The sequence below is a fragment of the Stagnihabitans tardus genome (assembly GCF_009925085.1).
Taxonomy (GTDB): domain Bacteria; phylum Pseudomonadota; class Alphaproteobacteria; order Rhodobacterales; family Rhodobacteraceae; genus Stagnihabitans; species Stagnihabitans tardus.
In genome coordinates this window covers 24154-38703 of record NZ_JAABNR010000013.1, presented here as the reverse complement: position 1 = coordinate 38703, position 14550 = coordinate 24154, and the positions used below count along the sequence as shown (strand labels likewise).

General features: G+C 67.3%; 13 protein-coding genes. 9 read left to right on the top strand and 4 right to left on the bottom strand.

Annotation, left to right across the window (positions count from 1 at the left end; all coding sequences use genetic code 11):
* Together GV832_RS14310 and GV832_RS14305 are read right to left on the bottom strand one after the other, a co-directional pair.
* Positions 1–987, bottom strand: coding sequence for a phosphoadenosine phosphosulfate reductase (locus tag GV832_RS14310; protein WP_168775567.1), 987 nt, complete (start codon positions 985–987; stop codon positions 1–3).
* A gap of 197 nt (positions 988–1184) precedes the next feature.
* Positions 1185–2180, bottom strand: a complete 996-nt coding sequence (locus tag GV832_RS14305; protein WP_168775566.1) for a glycosyltransferase family 2 protein — start codon at positions 2178–2180, stop codon at positions 1185–1187.
* A gap of 172 nt (positions 2181–2352) precedes the next feature.
* Between GV832_RS14305 and GV832_RS14300 the strand changes: the two genes are divergently transcribed.
* From GV832_RS14300 to GV832_RS14280, 5 genes are all read left to right on the top strand, one after another.
* Positions 2353–4455 (top strand): OmpA family protein, encoded by a 2103-nt coding sequence (locus tag GV832_RS14300; protein ID WP_168775565.1) that lies wholly within the window; start codon positions 2353–2355, stop codon positions 4453–4455.
* Positions 4456–4557: 102 nt separating this feature from the next.
* Positions 4558–5604: an alanine racemase gene (gene alr, locus GV832_RS14295; RefSeq protein ID WP_168775564.1), complete on the top strand. Its 1047-nt coding sequence runs from the start codon at positions 4558–4560 to the stop codon at positions 5602–5604.
* Entirely contained in the window at positions 5601–6377 is a 777-nt protein-coding gene (locus tag GV832_RS14290) for an MlaE family ABC transporter permease (RefSeq protein ID WP_168775563.1), read from the top strand. Before alr ends, GV832_RS14290 begins: the two co-directional genes overlap by 4 nt.
* Positions 6374–7120 carry an ABC transporter ATP-binding protein gene (locus tag GV832_RS14285; RefSeq protein ID WP_168775562.1) on the top strand — a complete coding sequence of 249 codons (747 nt, stop codon included), beginning with the start codon at positions 6374–6376 and terminating at the stop codon, positions 7118–7120. Before GV832_RS14290 ends, GV832_RS14285 begins: the two co-directional genes overlap by 4 nt.
* A 129-nt stretch (positions 7121–7249) precedes the next feature.
* Positions 7250–8017, top strand: coding sequence for a DNA repair protein (locus GV832_RS14280; RefSeq protein ID WP_227754430.1), 768 nt, complete (start codon positions 7250–7252; stop codon positions 8015–8017).
* Here the strand turns inward: GV832_RS14280 and GV832_RS14275 are convergent.
* A complete protein-coding gene (locus tag GV832_RS14275) occupies positions 8014–9153 on the bottom strand; it encodes a calcium-binding protein (protein WP_168775561.1) in 1140 nt (379 codons plus the stop codon). The genes GV832_RS14280 and GV832_RS14275 overlap by 4 nt on opposite strands.
* A gap of 128 nt (positions 9154–9281) precedes the next feature.
* Between GV832_RS14275 and GV832_RS14270 the strand changes: the two genes are divergently transcribed.
* Positions 9282–9704 (top strand): paraquat-inducible protein A, encoded by a 423-nt coding sequence (locus GV832_RS14270; RefSeq protein WP_168775560.1) that lies wholly within the window; start codon positions 9282–9284, stop codon positions 9702–9704.
* Here GV832_RS14270 and GV832_RS14265 read toward each other — a convergent pair.
* Entirely contained in the window at positions 9673–10845 is a 1173-nt protein-coding gene (locus GV832_RS14265) for a calcium-binding protein (RefSeq protein WP_168775559.1), read from the bottom strand. The genes GV832_RS14270 and GV832_RS14265 overlap by 32 nt on opposite strands.
* A 127-nt stretch (positions 10846–10972) precedes the next feature.
* Between GV832_RS14265 and radA the strand changes: the two genes are divergently transcribed.
* The 3 genes from radA to purF all read left to right on the top strand — a co-directional run bounded on the left by radA (position 10973) and on the right by purF (position 14453).
* Positions 10973–12328, top strand: a complete 1356-nt coding sequence (gene radA / locus GV832_RS14260; RefSeq protein ID WP_168775558.1) for a DNA repair protein RadA — start codon at positions 10973–10975, stop codon at positions 12326–12328.
* A gap of 11 nt (positions 12329–12339) precedes the next feature.
* Positions 12340–12921 carry a CvpA family protein gene (locus GV832_RS14255; protein WP_168775557.1) on the top strand — a complete coding sequence of 194 codons (582 nt, stop codon included), beginning with the start codon at positions 12340–12342 and terminating at the stop codon, positions 12919–12921.
* Between the two features lie 65 nt (positions 12922–12986).
* Positions 12987–14453, top strand: a complete 1467-nt coding sequence (purF, locus tag GV832_RS14250) for an amidophosphoribosyltransferase (protein WP_168775556.1) — start codon at positions 12987–12989, stop codon at positions 14451–14453.
* The last annotated feature ends 97 nt before the right edge of the window (positions 14454–14550 follow it).

Below are 14550 nucleotides of genomic sequence, written 5' to 3'. Positions count from 1 at the left end.
TCAGCTCGCCTCGGGGCCCGTGGCGGCGATCTCTTGCGCCGCGGCCTGGGCCAGGGCCGAGGGAGCCGCGGGCACCTCGCCCGGGACCAGCTCGGCCAGGCGCCTGCGGAAGCGCTTCTGGTCCAGCCGCGCGACGACATTGCGGCAGACGGCGATTTCGCGCGCCGGATGGGTGGCGCAAGCCAGTTGCAGGTGGCGCAGATAGGTCCCGTCGCTGCGCCGCCGCCGCCAGAGCTGGGCGAAGCGTTGCAGGCCAAGGCCGCGCTCCATCGCGGCGGCCAAGAGGTGGTTCAGGTTCCCCATGCGGCTGAACTGCGCCTCGAGGTCGCCTCCCCCGCGCCGGGCCGCGAAATGCCGGACATGGGGCCCGAGGAACAGCGCCGCATGCATAGCGTCGATCTTCTGGCAGGGGTCCGAGATCACGGTGACCGCAGCCGCCCCATCGACCATGTCGGGGGCAAAGCCATAGCGCGAGGTAAAGTCCATCCGCTTGGCCTCGCGGTGGCGGTCGTCCCAACCTGCCACGGCGGGGGACTGGCTGGCGATCGGGTTCAGAAGCAGAACCTCTGCCCCCGGAGAGGCCACGGAATAGGCGGCCGCCGCATAGCCCAAGGGCCCCGCGCCGTAAAACAGGACACGGTCGAAGCCCTCGAAGAAGCCCTCGTCGATCAGGCTGTCGAAAAAGGCATAGACCCCTTCCGAGCGGAACCAGGGATGTTTCCGCGCCAGGACGCAGAGATGCGACCAGTCGCATTCATCGGCCAGGTCCATGCCCACGGGCAGCTTGCGCGGACGTTCAAAGGCCGCGCGATGGGTGTCGAAGGTCACCAAAAGGCTGCGGCCATTGTCGAGAAACAGCGCCTGGTGGTCATGCGCGAGGCTGCGGAACCAGCCGCCCGACCTGCCGATCTCGGCCATGCGCTCGGCCCAGGCCTCGGGCGAGGCGGCGGCGGAGGCATCGAGCAGGTCGTCGTCGAGGTCATCCATCAAGGGCCATCCGTGGTGCGCAAAGCAGGCCTCGGCCGAGGCCAGACCTTTGGGGCCATTATCGCCCCGGTGCCCAAGGGATCAAGCGAAAGAGGGTTAAAATTAAGGCGCCAAAAGGGACAATCCGGGGCGATTGTTGCCCTGGGCCGCTTTTCGCCCAGGGCGCAAGGGGCCGATGGGCCGCTTTTCGTCCGCACTCAGGGGTTGCGGCGCCTCTGGATCAGCGCAACCTCTGGCAGAGAGGGCAGCCGCGAGGGCCCCGCCATCAGAAGCCGTCCGAAGAACTGCCGCCAGTCCTCCTGCGCCAGAAGCGTGGCGATTCGCGCCTGGCGCCAGGCCTCGGCCGCGGCCTGGAGCCGCGCCAGTTCCGCATCAGCCAAAAGCGCTGCCAAGGGCCCCGCGATGTCATGGCGCAGGATCGAGCGGTCCTCGACCTGGTTCAGGTTGCGCTCGACCCAATAGCCCATGTCGAAGGCCCCGGCTTCGCGGTTGGCCCGCCCCCGGTCGCATTTCACGACAAAGCCCTCCGCCGAGCCGAGCGCATAATGGTTCATCTGCACCAGCCGGTAATTGTCCTGCCGGTAGTCGCTGAAGAGCCGCCCGCCCAGGTCCACCGCGCGGCCCGAGCCGTCGAACCAGCGCGGCTCGCCCTTGGGCTGTTTCGGCCGATGCACCCCCAGCTTGCCGAAGGCCTGGGGGCGAAAAAGCGTCTTGATCATCTGGGCCCGCCAGGGCCAGGCGAGGGTCGCAGGCGCGGCCCGCAGGAAGGTCCGCGTCACCAGCCCCGGCGCATGGGAAGCAATCCCCGCATTGCCGAACATCCGCCAGGTCAGCGCCACGGCATCCGCCCCAGGGACGGCGGCGACAAGATCGGCAAGCCGCCCCTCGCCCGCATGGATGTTCACGAATTCGTCGACATCGGCGACCAGCGCCCAATCGGCCCCGGTGACCTCGGGCAGCTTCTCGGCCCGCTTCAAGGCCGCCCATTGCGGCCCCTCGGGCCAGGGGCCCGGATTGGGCAGATGCCGCGCCAGCCCCAGGGCCTGGAGCCGCTCGGCCATGGCATCCGTCCCGTCCTCGCAATCATTGGTGAAGATCACCAGGTCGGTGAAGCCCAGGGCCCGGTGATGGGCCACCCATTCCAGAAGGAACGAAGCCTCGTTCTTGAGCGTTGTGATCAAGGTGGCGCGCATGGAGAAGTGCTAGCCCCTGGCGCGCCCAAGGGCAACCGGCACCTTGTTGCCACCTGACACGCGCTTGCTATCGCATATCCGGGGCCATTCGGGGTAAGGAATGACCAGAGGGGCGTCGAGGCCCCCGCAAACGCCCCCGTCGACGCCCCTGTCGAAGATCGAAAGGCCAGGCATGAAGGTTCTCATCAATTCCACGGCGATCCTGTCGCTGACACTCTATATCGTCCCGCCCTTTGCCGTTCAGGCGCAAGACCTGCCCATGGCCGATGTCGGCGGCCAGCAGGTGATCTGCCTGCCAGACGACCAGACCGCCTGCCCCGATGGCACGGCCTGCGTGATCGCGGGGGCCGAGGAGTGCCAGGCCGCCGCCGAGGCGACCTATGGCGTCCCGGTCGAGGAACCCGTGGTTGAGGAACCGGTGGCCGAAGAGCCCGTCGCGGAAGAACCCGTGGCCGAGGAGCCCGTGGCAGAGGAGCCCGCCGCTGAGGAGGTCGCTCCCGAAGAAGCCGCCCCCGAAGAGGTCGCTCCCGAGGAGGTCGCTCCCGAAGAGGTTGCCCCCGAAGAGGTTGCCCCCGAAGAAACTGCTCCCGAGGAAGTCGCCCCCGAAGAGGTTGCTCCCGAGGAAATGACCGCCGAGGAAGCTGCCCCCGAGGAAGCCGCTCCCGAAGAGCCCATCGCCGAAGAGCAGGCGACCGAGGACACCGCGACCGAGGATCAGTCGGCGGAGCCCGCCACGGAAGAGGGCGCCACGGATCAGTCGGCAGAGCCTGCCGCCGAAGACACCGTCGCCGAAGAGCCTGCCGCCGAAGAGCCTGCGACCGATGAAACCGCAACGGAAGAGCCTGCCGCCGAAGAGCCTGCGGCCGACGAAACCGCAACGGAAGAGCCTGCAACGGAAGAGCCGGTCGCCGAAGAGACCACCCCCGACGCTCCCCTGGCCGAGCCCGAGACCGTCACCCTCACCGAAGAGCAGGTGACCGAGCAGGTCGCCCAGGACCAGGCCGCCATCGAGGCCGCGCAGAAGGCGCAGGAAGAAGCCGCGGCCGCCGCGCTGGCCGATCCGAACCTGCAACCGGTCGAGGCCCCCGTCGTCGAGGAACAGGCGGCCGAAGCCCTCGGCGCCGTCCTCGATGCCCCCGTGACCGCTGCGACCTCCGAGCCCGCCGCCGAGGGCACCGCGCCCGCAGCCGCTCCCCCGGTCACCGAGGCGGCCACCGCCGCCGCCATCGACCCGACCACGCCCCCGGCTGACCAGCCCGTCCCGGAAACCGCCACTGTCACAACCGAGACCGTGACGGAGACCGAGACCCGCTCGGCCGACCAGGAATTCGCCGCTGCCCCCGTCCAGGTGGCTCCGGGCAAGAAATCCGGCCTTTCGAACCTGGAAAAGGCCGGCCTCGTCGCCCTGGGCGCCCTGGCCATCGGCACGATCATCCATGGCGCGCAGAACGGCGGGAATACCGAAGGCGTCAAGCAGGTCGTCCAGAACACCGGGGACCGCGTCGTCGTGCGCCAGCCCGATGGCTCTTACCAGATCTACAAGGACGACAATGCGCTTCTGCGCGAGCCGGGATCGAAAGTCACGACCCAGACCTTCCAGGACGGCTCGACCCGCACCATCGTCGCCCGCAAGGACGGCAGCCAGATCGCCACGATCCGCGATGCCTCGGGCCGGGTGCTGCAACGCGTGGCCTATGACACCAAGGGCCGTGCCACGGTGCTGATCGACGACCTGCGGCCGGAACAGCCCATCGTGGTCAGCCAGTTGCCCAAGCCCAAGCCCCAGCGCATCGACGTGGCCAATCCCGATGCCGCCCTGCAAGCCGCCCTCCTGGCCGCCCAGGTCGAGGATTACGGCGCCAAGTTCTCGCTGCGCCAGATCCGCTCCATCCCCGAGGTTCGCCACCTGGCGCCGACGGTGGATGTCAAGGAGATCACCTTCAAGTCGGGCTCTGCCGCGCTGGATGCGACCGAGGCCAGGTCGCTGAATGGTCTGGGCAAGTTCATCGGCGAGATGATCGCGCAAAACCCCGGCGAGGTCTTCCTGATCGAGGGCCATACCGATGCCGTGGGCTCTGCCGCCTCGAACCTGACCCTGTCGGACCGCCGCGCCGAGACCGTCGCCAAGGCCCTGACCCAGTATTTCGGCGTGCCGCCGGAAAACATGGTCGTCCAGGGCTATGGCGAAAGCGAGCTCCTGATCCCGACCGCGGGGGATGAGCGCGCCAACCGCCGCGTCTCGGTGCGCATCATCACGCCGCTTTTGCAGAAGTGACCTTGGCGCAACTCTGCCCATGAAAGCCCAAAGGGGCGCCCCTCGCCGGGCGCCCCGCTCTTTTTGCTTGACCCCGCCCGCGCGCCTGTCAAAACCCCCGCCATGGCTACCGCAATCCTCACCATCGACCTTGACGCAATCGCCGCCAATTGGCGCGCCTTGGACCGTGCCTCTGCCTCGGGCGTGCAGACCGCCGCCGTGGTCAAGGCCGACGCTTACGGCCTGGGCGTGGCCCCCGTCGTCCGCCGCCTGGCCGAGGCCGGCGCGCGCCGCTTCTTCGTCGCCGCCGCCGAAGAGGGCGTGGCTGTCCGCCGCGCCCTGGGCCCCGGGCCGCAGATCAATATCCTCTCCGGTCACATGACGGGCGACGCGCCACTGATCCGCGACCACGACCTGACGCCGATGCTGAACAGCCTCGACCAGGTGACGCGGCACCTCGAGACCCTGCCCGGCCATGCTTTCGGCATCCAGCTCGACACCGGCATGAACCGGCTGGGCATGGAAGAGGCCGAATGGGAGGCCGCCGCGCCCTTCGTGCTGGAAGCCTCCCCGGTGCTCTTGATGTCGCACCTGGCCTGTGCCGATGACCCGGACCATGGGTTGAACGAGGTGCAGCTCGCGAATTTCCGCGCCATGACCGATGGGACGGAAGTGCCGCGCTCGCTGGCGGCCACCGGGGGAATCCTCCTCGGGCCCAACTATCACTTCGACCTGACCCGCCCCGGGATCGGTCTTTACGGCGGCCGTCCTTATGAGGGCGCGGCGCCCGTCGTGCGGCTCTCGTTGCCGGTCATCCAGACCCGTTCCGTGGCAGCGGGAGAGGCGGTGGGCTATTCCTGCGCCTGGGTCGCGGACAAGCCTGCTCTGATTGCCACCGTCCAGGGCGGCTATGCGGATGGGATCATCCGCTCGCTCTCGGGCCGCGCCACGCTTTGGGCGGGGGATGTGCCCTGCCCGCTGGTGGGTCGCGTCTCGATGGACCTGATCACGGTGGATGTCTCGCATCTGGACGAGGTGCCCGAGGCCCTGGACCTGATCGGCCCGCATCAATCGGTGGACCGGCTGGCCGATGTGGCCGGCACGATCGGGTATGAGCTTCTGACCCGCATGGCGCCGCGCCTGAACCGCGTGCTTCTGGGGGCGAAATGACCCGGTTCCTCGCAAGCCTGGGGCGTCCGGTCCTGGCGGTTCTGGCCGCCTTTGGCCGGGTGACGCTCTTTGCGCTGCAAACCCTGCGCCACTTGGTGACGCCGCCGTTTTACCTGCGCGAATTCGGCGTGGCGGTCTTGCAGATCGGCTGGTTCTCCTTGCCCATGGTGGCGATGACGGCCTTCTTCACCGGCGGCGCCCTGGCTTTGCAGATCTATTCCGGCGGGAGCCGTTTCAACGCCGAGGCCGTGGTGCCGCAGATCGTGGCCATCGGCATGGCGCGGGAACTGGGGCCGGTGCTGGGAGGCCTCATGGTCGCGGCGCGGGTGGCATCGTCGATTGCCGCCGAGATCGGGACGATGAAAGTGACCGAGCAGATCGACGCCCTGGTGACGCTTTCCACCAACCCGATGAAATACCTGACCGTGCCGCGCGTCTTGGCCGCGACCCTGGCCGTTCCGGTGCTGGTGGCGGTAGGCGACTCGATCGGCATCGCGGGCGGCTGGCTGGTGGGGGTGACGAAGCTCGACTTCAACTCGGCCACTTACCTCGCCAATACCCGTGACTTCCTCGAGGCTTGGGACGTGGGCTCGGGCCTGGTGAAGGGCGCGGTCTTTGGGTTTATCGTCGCTACGATGGGCTGCTATTTCGGGATGAACTCGGGGCGCGGGGCGCAGGGGGTTGGGGCTGCCACCAAGGCGGCGGTCGTCTCGGCCTCGGTCCTGATCCTGGCGGCGAATTACCTGCTGACGGCGGTCTTCTTCACATCATGATCCAGCTTTCCGGCGTGCATAAGGCCTTCGGGGCCAACCGGGTCTTGCGGGGCGTGGACCTGAGCTTGCCCAAGGGCCAGTCCATGGTCATCATCGGCGGCTCGGGCACCGGCAAGTCGGTGCTGTTGAAATGCGTCCTGGGCCTGGTGCGGCCCGACCAGGGGCAGATCACCGTGGGCGGCCAGGACGTGACCCAGGGCGACCGAGATGCCTTTTTGGCGCGCTTCGGGATGCTCTTCCAGGGCGCGGCGCTCTTTGACTCCATGCGTGTCTGGGAGAACGTGGCCTTCCGCCTCCTGCGTGGCCCGGGGCGGCTGCCGAAGGCCGAGGCGCGCGAGATCGCCATCGAGAAGATCCGCCGCGTCGGGCTGAAACCCCAGGTCGCCGACCTCTTCCCCGCCGAGCTTTCGGGCGGCATGCAAAAGCGCGTGGGCCTGGCCCGCGCCATCGCCGCCAATCCCGAGATCATCTTTTTTGACGAGCCCACCACGGGCCTCGACCCGATCATGTCGGGCGTCATCAACCAGCTTATCCGCGAGATCGTGGTGGAGCTTGGGGTGACCGCCATGACGATCACCCATGACATGACCTCGGTCCGCGCGATTGCCGACCGGGTGGCCATGCTGCATGACGGGCTCATCCGCTGGACCGGCCCGGTGGCCGAGATGGATCAGGCCGTCGACCCCTATCTGCAGCAGTTCATCCATGGCCGCGCCGAGGGGCCCATCGAATCTGTCCGCTGATTGGTTCGCCCCGGGAAACAGTAAACCTTATCCCCGGCAGATTTCGCGGCCATCGCGGGCCAAGACCCGAAAAACGTTGCAATCTTCGCCGGATGCCATGAAATCGCCATGATTGACACGGGGGTGTGAATGGCGATTTCGATGGCAGAGACCCTGCGGTCCCTGGCCGATGGCTGGCGCAGGGTCACCGAGGGGCTGATTCTTCTGACGGCTTTGGGCCTGGTGGCGGCAAGCGTGGCGGCGTGTCTGGGCGCCCTGCCCTGGCCGGAACTGGCGCTTTCCTGGGGCGGCGCCCCGGTGCCGCAGGCGGGGGTCTGGCTGCAACTGGGGGTAACCGCGCTTTTCGTCGCGCTGTGTTTCCACCTGCCCGCCAATCGCCGGATGGCGCGGCTGGAGGCCAGCCACCGCAGTTTCTCCATCGGGATGGATGACGTGGCGGCAGCCTATGTCCGCGCCCATGCCGCCGACCGCAAGGGTGCCTTTGCGCTTTCGGGCGAGTTCGAATCGGTCAAGACCCGCTTCGACCACCTCAAGACCCATCCCGACCTGGCCGAGCTGGAGCCCGAGCTTCTGGAGCTTGCCGCCAAGATGTCCCATATCTCCCGCGACCTGGCGCGCACCTATGCGGCCGACAAGGTCGCCCGCGCCCAGGGCTTCCTGGCGCAGCGGCAGGAGGAGGTCCACATGGTGTCAGAGCGCATCGCCACGGCGCGGCGGGTCTGCGCCGACCTGAAGCGCTGGCTTTCGGATGTCGAGGCCGAGGAACGCCAGGCCGAGGCGCAGATCGCCAGGCTCGAGGCCGACCTGCGCGAGGTCCTGCCCGAGATCGGCTATATGCTCGACCATGACGAGCCGGTGCCGGACAACGTGGTCAGCCTGCCGGTCAAGCAACCCTAAAGGATGAAGTCCTCGCGGGTCAGGGTGATCAGGCCCGTCAGGTCGATCTGCATCACCGCACCGCCAGGGTTGCGCACCTCGATATGGGTCGTGGTGGCGTCCTTGAACCACCGCACCTCGCCATAAGTGCCCGAGCCGGGGCCGAACTCGGCCTGGCCGATGTAGAAGAAGGCCGCGAAGTTCGGCGGGGCGCCATATTCCAACCCGATCAGGTCGATCTTGTCGACCTTGGCCTTGAAGTCGGTGATCGTGTCGATGCCAAGGGTGATGTAGGAGTCGCCCGCCGAGGCAAAGACAAAGCGGTCGGCGCCCGCGCCGCCGGTCAGCGTGTCGGCTCCCTCGCCGCCTGCCAGGTAATCGCCCCCGCCCGCGCCCGTCAGCAGATCGGCCCCCGCGCCACCCTTCACCGTGTCGGCATCCGCCCCGCCCAAGAGGGTGTCGTTGCCCTCACCGCCCTCCAGCAGGTCGCGCCCGACGCCCCCGGAGACCAGGTCGTCTCCATTCGCCGCCCGGATCCAGTCGTTCCGCAGCCCGCCAAAAAGCGTGTCGGCCTCGTTGCCCGCCAGGAGGTCCATGCCTTCGATGCTGGTGATCGTGACCGCGCCGACCTGCCGCCCCCCTCCGCCGTCGCGCAGGTCCAGGGTGAAGGCGCCAAGGCTTTCCAGTGAAAGGTGCAGAAAGTCGTTGCCGGCGCCGCCATCGACCCTTCCGTCGCGGATCGAGAATTCGTCGTCCCCGGCATCGCCGAACAAGAGGTCGACCCCGGACGCGCCGCCGAACATCGTGTCGTTGCCATCTCCGCCCGAGATGCTGTCGTTGAGGATCGTGCCGGTGATGTAGTTGTTCTGGCCGTCGCCCAGGAACCGGATGCGGTCGGCGCCGGACCACGAGGTGAAGACGAAGGCGTCCCCCGCCAGCCGCATGGTCGTATCGACCTTGACGATCAGGACATTGGTTCCGGCGCTGCCGGTCACGGCGGTGTCATACTTGGAGAACACCCCGGTGAAATGCAGTTGCGAGGCGTTGATCGTCGCCGTGACCAGGCTGCGGGTCGGGTTGGCAAAGGTGATCAGCGTCACGTCGGTGACCGCGGCAAGGGAATAATCGGTCGTGGTCGAAAGCGTCAGGTTGGTCATGCGCAAATCCTTCAAGGAGGAGAGGCCGGGACAGGGGAATGGCACAAACCTACGCCCGACCGGCCCATGCGGCAAGCTTTGCCCCTTTTTCCCCTTGAACCCGGCCGGGATTGGCCGATCTTGGCCCCATGCGCCTGATCCCCTATGCCCTCTTGATCCTCTACCCCGTGGCCTGGTTCGCCCCCCTGATGCGGGCGGCCTTGCTGCCGATCTTCGGGATGGAGGAGATCAGCGTCGTCTCGGGCCTCGCCTCGCTTTGGGGCACGGACCCGGGGCTTGCGCTGGTGGTCACGTCGCTGGCGATCTTCGTGCCCTATGCCAAGGTCATCGGCCTGGTGATGGTGGACCGCGGCCTGATGGCGCCGCAGGTGGCGCCCGTGCTGCACCACCTCGGCCGCCTTGCCATGGCCGATGTCTTCCTCGTGGCCCTCTATATCGTGCTGGCCAAGGGCGCGGGCGGGGTGACGGTGGAAACCGCCTGGGGGCTCTGGCTTTTCACCGCCTGCGTGCTGGCGGGGCTTACAGCACGAAATCCGCAGCCGTCAGGGTGATCAGGCCCGAAAGCTTGATCGTCGCCACCTGGCCAAAGATGCCCGCGCTGACATGGATGTCGATCCAGGTATCGGTCGCCGTCTGCCGCCACCGGACCTCGTTGCCGTCGAAAAACGCCGTCTGGCCGATGAAGTGAATGCCGCCCACGGCCTCGATCCGGCTGAGGTCGATCAGGTCCAGACCCTGCTGGAAATCGGTGATCGTGTCGGGCTGGGTCGAGCCCGGGATCAGGACGCTTTCGGTCATGGCGGTAAAGATGAAACGGTCGGCCCCCGCGCCCCCGGTCATGCGGTCGCCCTCGACGCCGCCCAGCAAGAGATCCGCCCCGTCGTCGCCGATCAGCGTGTCGGCGCCCGCACCGCCCTTGAGCGTGTCATCCCCGACCCCGGCCCGGAGGAGGTCGTTCAGCAAGCCGCCATCCAGAAAGTCATTGCCCGCGCCGCCCAGAAGCGTGTCGTTGCCGTCCTCGCCCAGAAGCGTGTCCGCCCCGGCCCGCCCGTCCACAAGGTCATGGCCCGCCTTTGCAAAGACCACATCCCCCAGGGTCCCGCCCCGCACCAGATCGCCCAGGCTGGTGAGCGTCGCGCTCAGCCCCTCGACCCCGGTCAGCGTCAGCCCCGCGCCGATGTCCCTGCCCGCCCCGCCCTGGGTGATATCCACCGTGACGGCCGCAAGGCTGGCCGAGACGTCGAAGATCGCCACATCGCGCCCGGTGCCGCCGTCGATCACCCCCCTGTCGGTGATCAGCCGGTCATCCCCCGCCCCGCCATAAAGCGTGTTCTCGCCGCCATTGCCCACCAGGGAATCGGCACCCTCCAGCCCTGACAGGACCTCGGAGGTGAAGGACCCATAGATCTGGTCGTCTCCCGTGGTGCCGAGGTAAAGCGCCTCGTCCACCGAGGTCCAGTTGATATAGGACAGGGTTTCCGCATGGATCAGGCTTCCCACGATCTGAAAGTGGTTGATCCCGACCGAGCCCTCGATCGTGGCGAAACGGTTGATCTGGACCCCGTCGATCTGGTGGCCGCCGAAGGTCGCCGTCAGCGTCGTGGCCCGCAGATTGAGGAAGGTGATCCAGTTCACATCTGCCAGGACCGTCTGGGAGAAATCGGCAGAGAAGGAAAGCGTCAGCGTGACCATGAAAGCACCTCGAATCCGAATGGCACGGTTATAGCATGGTCGGTGCCGGACCGCGCGGGGAATTGCCGTCGGGGCTTCCCCGCGCGGGCCCCTTGCGTGGCCTGTCCCAAAGCGCCATCAAGGGGCCATGAGCAAAGCACCCGCCTTCACCTGCACCGCCTGCGGTGCCGCCCACCGCAAATGGAACGGCCAATGCGAGGCCTGCGGGGCCTGGAACACCATCGTCGAAGACGGGGCGCTTTCGACCGGCCCCAAGGGATCGCTGGCCAAGGGGCGAAGCATTCCCCTGACCGACCTGGCCACCCAAGGCGCGGCGCCGCCCCGGGCCTCCTCGGGGATTTCAGAGCTCGACCGGGTGCTGGGCGGGGGCCTTGTGGCCGCCTCGGCCATATTGGTGGGCGGCGATCCGGGGATCGGGAAATCCACGCTTCTGTTGCAGGCGGTTTCGGCCTTTGCCAACAAGGGGCTGAAATGTCTTTACATCTCGGGCGAAGAGGCGGCGGCCCAGGTCCAGATGCGGGCCGAGCGGCTTGGCCTGACCAAGGCCCCGGTGGGTCTTGGGGCCGAGACCAACCTGCGCGACATCCTGACCACCTTGGACCGCGAAAAGCCCGACCTCGCGGTGATCGATTCGATCCAGACCATGTGGCTCGATACGATCGAGGCCGCGCCGGGCTCGGTCTCCCAGGTCCGCGCGGCGGCGCATGAGCTGGTGACCTTTGCCAAGAAGAAGGGCGTCTCGGTCATCCTCGTGGGCCATGTGACCAAGGAGGGCCAGATCGCAGGCCCCCGCGTGGTCGAGCACATGGTCGACACGGTCCTCTATTTCGAGGGCGAGCGCGGCCACCAGTTCCGCATCCTGCGCGCGGTCAAGAACCGCTTCGGCGCCGCCGACGAGATCGGCGTGTTTGAAATGACCGGCGGCGGCCTCTCGGAGGTCACCAACCCCTCGGCGCTTTTCCTGTCAGACCGCGAGCGCGCCACGCCCGGAAGCGCAGTCTTTGCCGGGATCGAGGGCACCAGGCCCATGCTCATGGAGATCCAGGCCCTGGTCGCGCCCTCGACCCTGGCCTCGCCCCGCCGCACCGTCGTGGGCATCGACGGGGCGCGGCTTTCCACGATCCTCGCCGTCCTGGAGGCCCGGGTTGGCATCACCTTCGCAGGTCTCGACGTGTTTTTGAACGTGGCGGGCGGGATGCGCGTCAATGAACCCGCCGCCGATCTCGCCATCGCGGGGGCGATTCTTTCGGCCCGCGAGGATGTGGCAATTCCGCCAGACATGGTGCTTTTCGGCGAAATCTCTCTCTCCGGCGCCCTGCGACCGGTCAGTCAGATGGAAAACCGGTTGAAAGAAGCGGCGAAACTTGGTTTCAACCAAGCCGTCGCGCCACGTGCGGCCAAGGTTCAGTCTCAGGCGGGAATAACCCTGCGCGAGATGGCGGACCTCACGGCTTTCGTGGGGGAAATGTTCGGCGCAGGCTGACGGAGAGAGTTATGGACAGCTTTACCATCATCGACGGCGTCGTGGCCGGTGTGATCCTTCTGTCGGCGATCCTCGCCTATTCGCGGGGCGTCGTGCGCGAGATCATGGCCATCGCGGGTTGGGTCGGCGCGGCAGTGCTGGCATTTCTCTTCGCGGGCACGGCCCAACCGCTGGTCAAGGAGATCCCGGTGCTGAGCGGGATGATCGGCGACAATTGCGAGCTGTCGATGATCGCGGCCTTCCTCGCCGTGTTTGCCGTGGGCCTGATCCTGGCCTCGCTCTTCACGCCGCTGTTCTCTTCCGTCGTCCAGCGTTCGGTCCTGGGCGGGCTCGACCAGGCGCTTGGCTTCTTCTTCGGCGCCGCACGTGGCATCCTCTTGGTCGCCGCCGCCTTCGTCGTCTATGACATGGCCGGCCAGACCATCGACATGGTCGCCAAGTCCCGCTCGGCCTCGGTCTTTGCGGGGGTCACGGGCGATGTCCAGGACATGATCCCGGAAAACCTGATGGCCCAGGTCACCGCGCAATACGACAGCCTGACCGCGGTTTGTGCAGCCCCCGCTGGCTCGACGACCCCCACCACCGGCGGCTGACGTTTCGGGGGTGACACTGCCCCCGCAAAAGCCTAAAGGAACCCCAAGTCAGCCTTGGAGGTCCCATGAAGCGCCCCCCCCTCGCCCATCCGTTCGATGATGACAAGCTGAAGGAAGAGTGCGGGATTTTCGGCGTGATCGGGGTTGGCGATGCCGCCAACTTCGTGGCCCTGGGGCTTCACGCGCTGCAACATCGGGGGCAAGAGGCGGGCGGGATCGTCTCCCATGATCCGAACAGCGGTTTCAACTCGGCCCGCCGCTTCGGCTATGTCCGCGACAATTTCACCAAGGCCGATGTGATGTCGACCCTGCCGGGGCCCTTGGCCATCGGCCATGTGCGCTATTCGACCGCAGGCTCCAAGGGCGCCACCGCGATCCGCGACGTCCAGCCCTTCTTCGGCGAGTTCTCGATGGGCGGGGCGGCGATTGCGCATAACGGCAACCTGACCAATGCGGCGGCGCTGCGGCGCGAGCTGATCGAGCGCGGCTCGATCTTCCAGTCCTCTTCGGATTCGGAATGCATCATCCACCTGATGGCGCGCTCGATCCAGAAGACGATTCCCGAACGCATGAAAGACGCGCTGCGCCGCGTCGAAGGCGCCTTCTCGGTCGTCGCCATGACCCGCACCAAGCTCATCGGCGTGCGCGACCCCCTGGGCGTGCGGCCCCTGGTGCTGGGCCGTCTGGGCGACCAGGCCTGGGCGCTGTCGTCGGAGACCTGCGCGCTGGATATCGTCGGCGCCGAATTCGTCCGCGAAATCGAGCCGGGCGAGATGGTGGTGATCGAGGATGGCAAGATCACCTCGACCCGGCCCTTCGGCGCGCCTGCCAGCCGGTTCTGCATCTTCGAGCAGGTCTATTTCTCGCGCCCCGATTCGATCATCGGCGGACGTTCGGTCTATGAGACCCGCCGCCAGATCGGCGTGGAGCTGGCGCGCGAGGCGCCGGTCGAGGCCGATCTCGTCTGCCCGGTCCCCGATTCGGGCACGCCTGCGGCCATCGGCTATGCGCATGAAAGCGGCATCCCCTTCGGCATGGGCATCATCCGCAACCAATACATGGGCCGGACCTTCATCGAACCGACCGAGTCGATCCGCAACATGGGGGTGCGGCTGAAGCTCAACGTCAACCGCGCGCTGATCAAGGGCAAAAGGGTTATCCTGGTGGACGATTCGGTCGTGCGCGGCACGACGTCCCGCAAGATCAAGGACATGATCCTCGATGCCGGCGCGGCAGAGGTCCACTTCCGCATCGCCTCGCCCCCCACGGCCTGGCCCTGCTTCTACGGCGTCGACACGCCCGAACGCTCGAAACTCCTCGCCGCCACCATGTCCGAGGACGAGATGCGCGACTGGATCGGGGTCAACTCGCTGAAGTTCATCTCGCTGGATGGGCTTTACCGCGCCGCCGGGGAGGCGGGTGGCCGCGACCCCAAGGCGCCCAAGTTCTGCGACGCCTGTTTCTCGGGCGATTACCCGATAGTGCCCTCGGACAAGGTCGAAGAGGGTTTCGAGATGAAGGCGGCCGAGTAGGCCAAGGAGGCGCCCGCCTGCGCGGGCGCAGCTTCGCCAGGCTCCAGGGGCCCGCCCTGATCGGCCCAAGGGCGCCCTCATCCCGGCTTGACCCGCC

Excerpts from the sequence above, each read along its gene's own strand:
- GV832_RS14310 (WP_168775567.1), bottom strand. The coding sequence starts at position 987 with ATGGATGACCTCGACGACGACCTGCTCGATGCCTCCGCCGCCGCCTCG.
- GV832_RS14305 (WP_168775566.1), bottom strand. The coding sequence starts at position 2,180 with ATGCGCGCCACCTTGATCACAACGCTCAAGAACGAGGCTTCGTTCCTT.
- GV832_RS14300 (WP_168775565.1), top strand. The coding sequence starts at position 2,353 with ATGAAGGTTCTCATCAATTCCACGGCGATCCTGTCGCTGACACTCTAT.
- alr (WP_168775564.1), top strand. The coding sequence starts at position 4,558 with ATGGCTACCGCAATCCTCACCATCGACCTTGACGCAATCGCCGCCAAT.
- GV832_RS14290 (WP_168775563.1), top strand. The coding sequence starts at position 5,601 with ATGACCCGGTTCCTCGCAAGCCTGGGGCGTCCGGTCCTGGCGGTTCTG.
- GV832_RS14285 (WP_168775562.1), top strand. The coding sequence starts at position 6,374 with ATGATCCAGCTTTCCGGCGTGCATAAGGCCTTCGGGGCCAACCGGGTC.
- GV832_RS14280 (WP_227754430.1), top strand. The coding sequence starts at position 7,250 with ATGGCGATTTCGATGGCAGAGACCCTGCGGTCCCTGGCCGATGGCTGG.
- GV832_RS14275 (WP_168775561.1), bottom strand. The coding sequence starts at position 9,153 with ATGACCAACCTGACGCTTTCGACCACGACCGATTATTCCCTTGCCGCG.
- GV832_RS14270 (WP_168775560.1), top strand. The coding sequence starts at position 9,282 with ATGCGCCTGATCCCCTATGCCCTCTTGATCCTCTACCCCGTGGCCTGG.
- GV832_RS14265 (WP_168775559.1), bottom strand. The coding sequence starts at position 10,845 with ATGGTCACGCTGACGCTTTCCTTCTCTGCCGATTTCTCCCAGACGGTC.
- radA (WP_168775558.1), top strand. The coding sequence starts at position 10,973 with ATGAGCAAAGCACCCGCCTTCACCTGCACCGCCTGCGGTGCCGCCCAC.
- GV832_RS14255 (WP_168775557.1), top strand. The coding sequence starts at position 12,340 with ATGGACAGCTTTACCATCATCGACGGCGTCGTGGCCGGTGTGATCCTT.
- purF (WP_168775556.1), top strand. The coding sequence starts at position 12,987 with ATGAAGCGCCCCCCCCTCGCCCATCCGTTCGATGATGACAAGCTGAAG.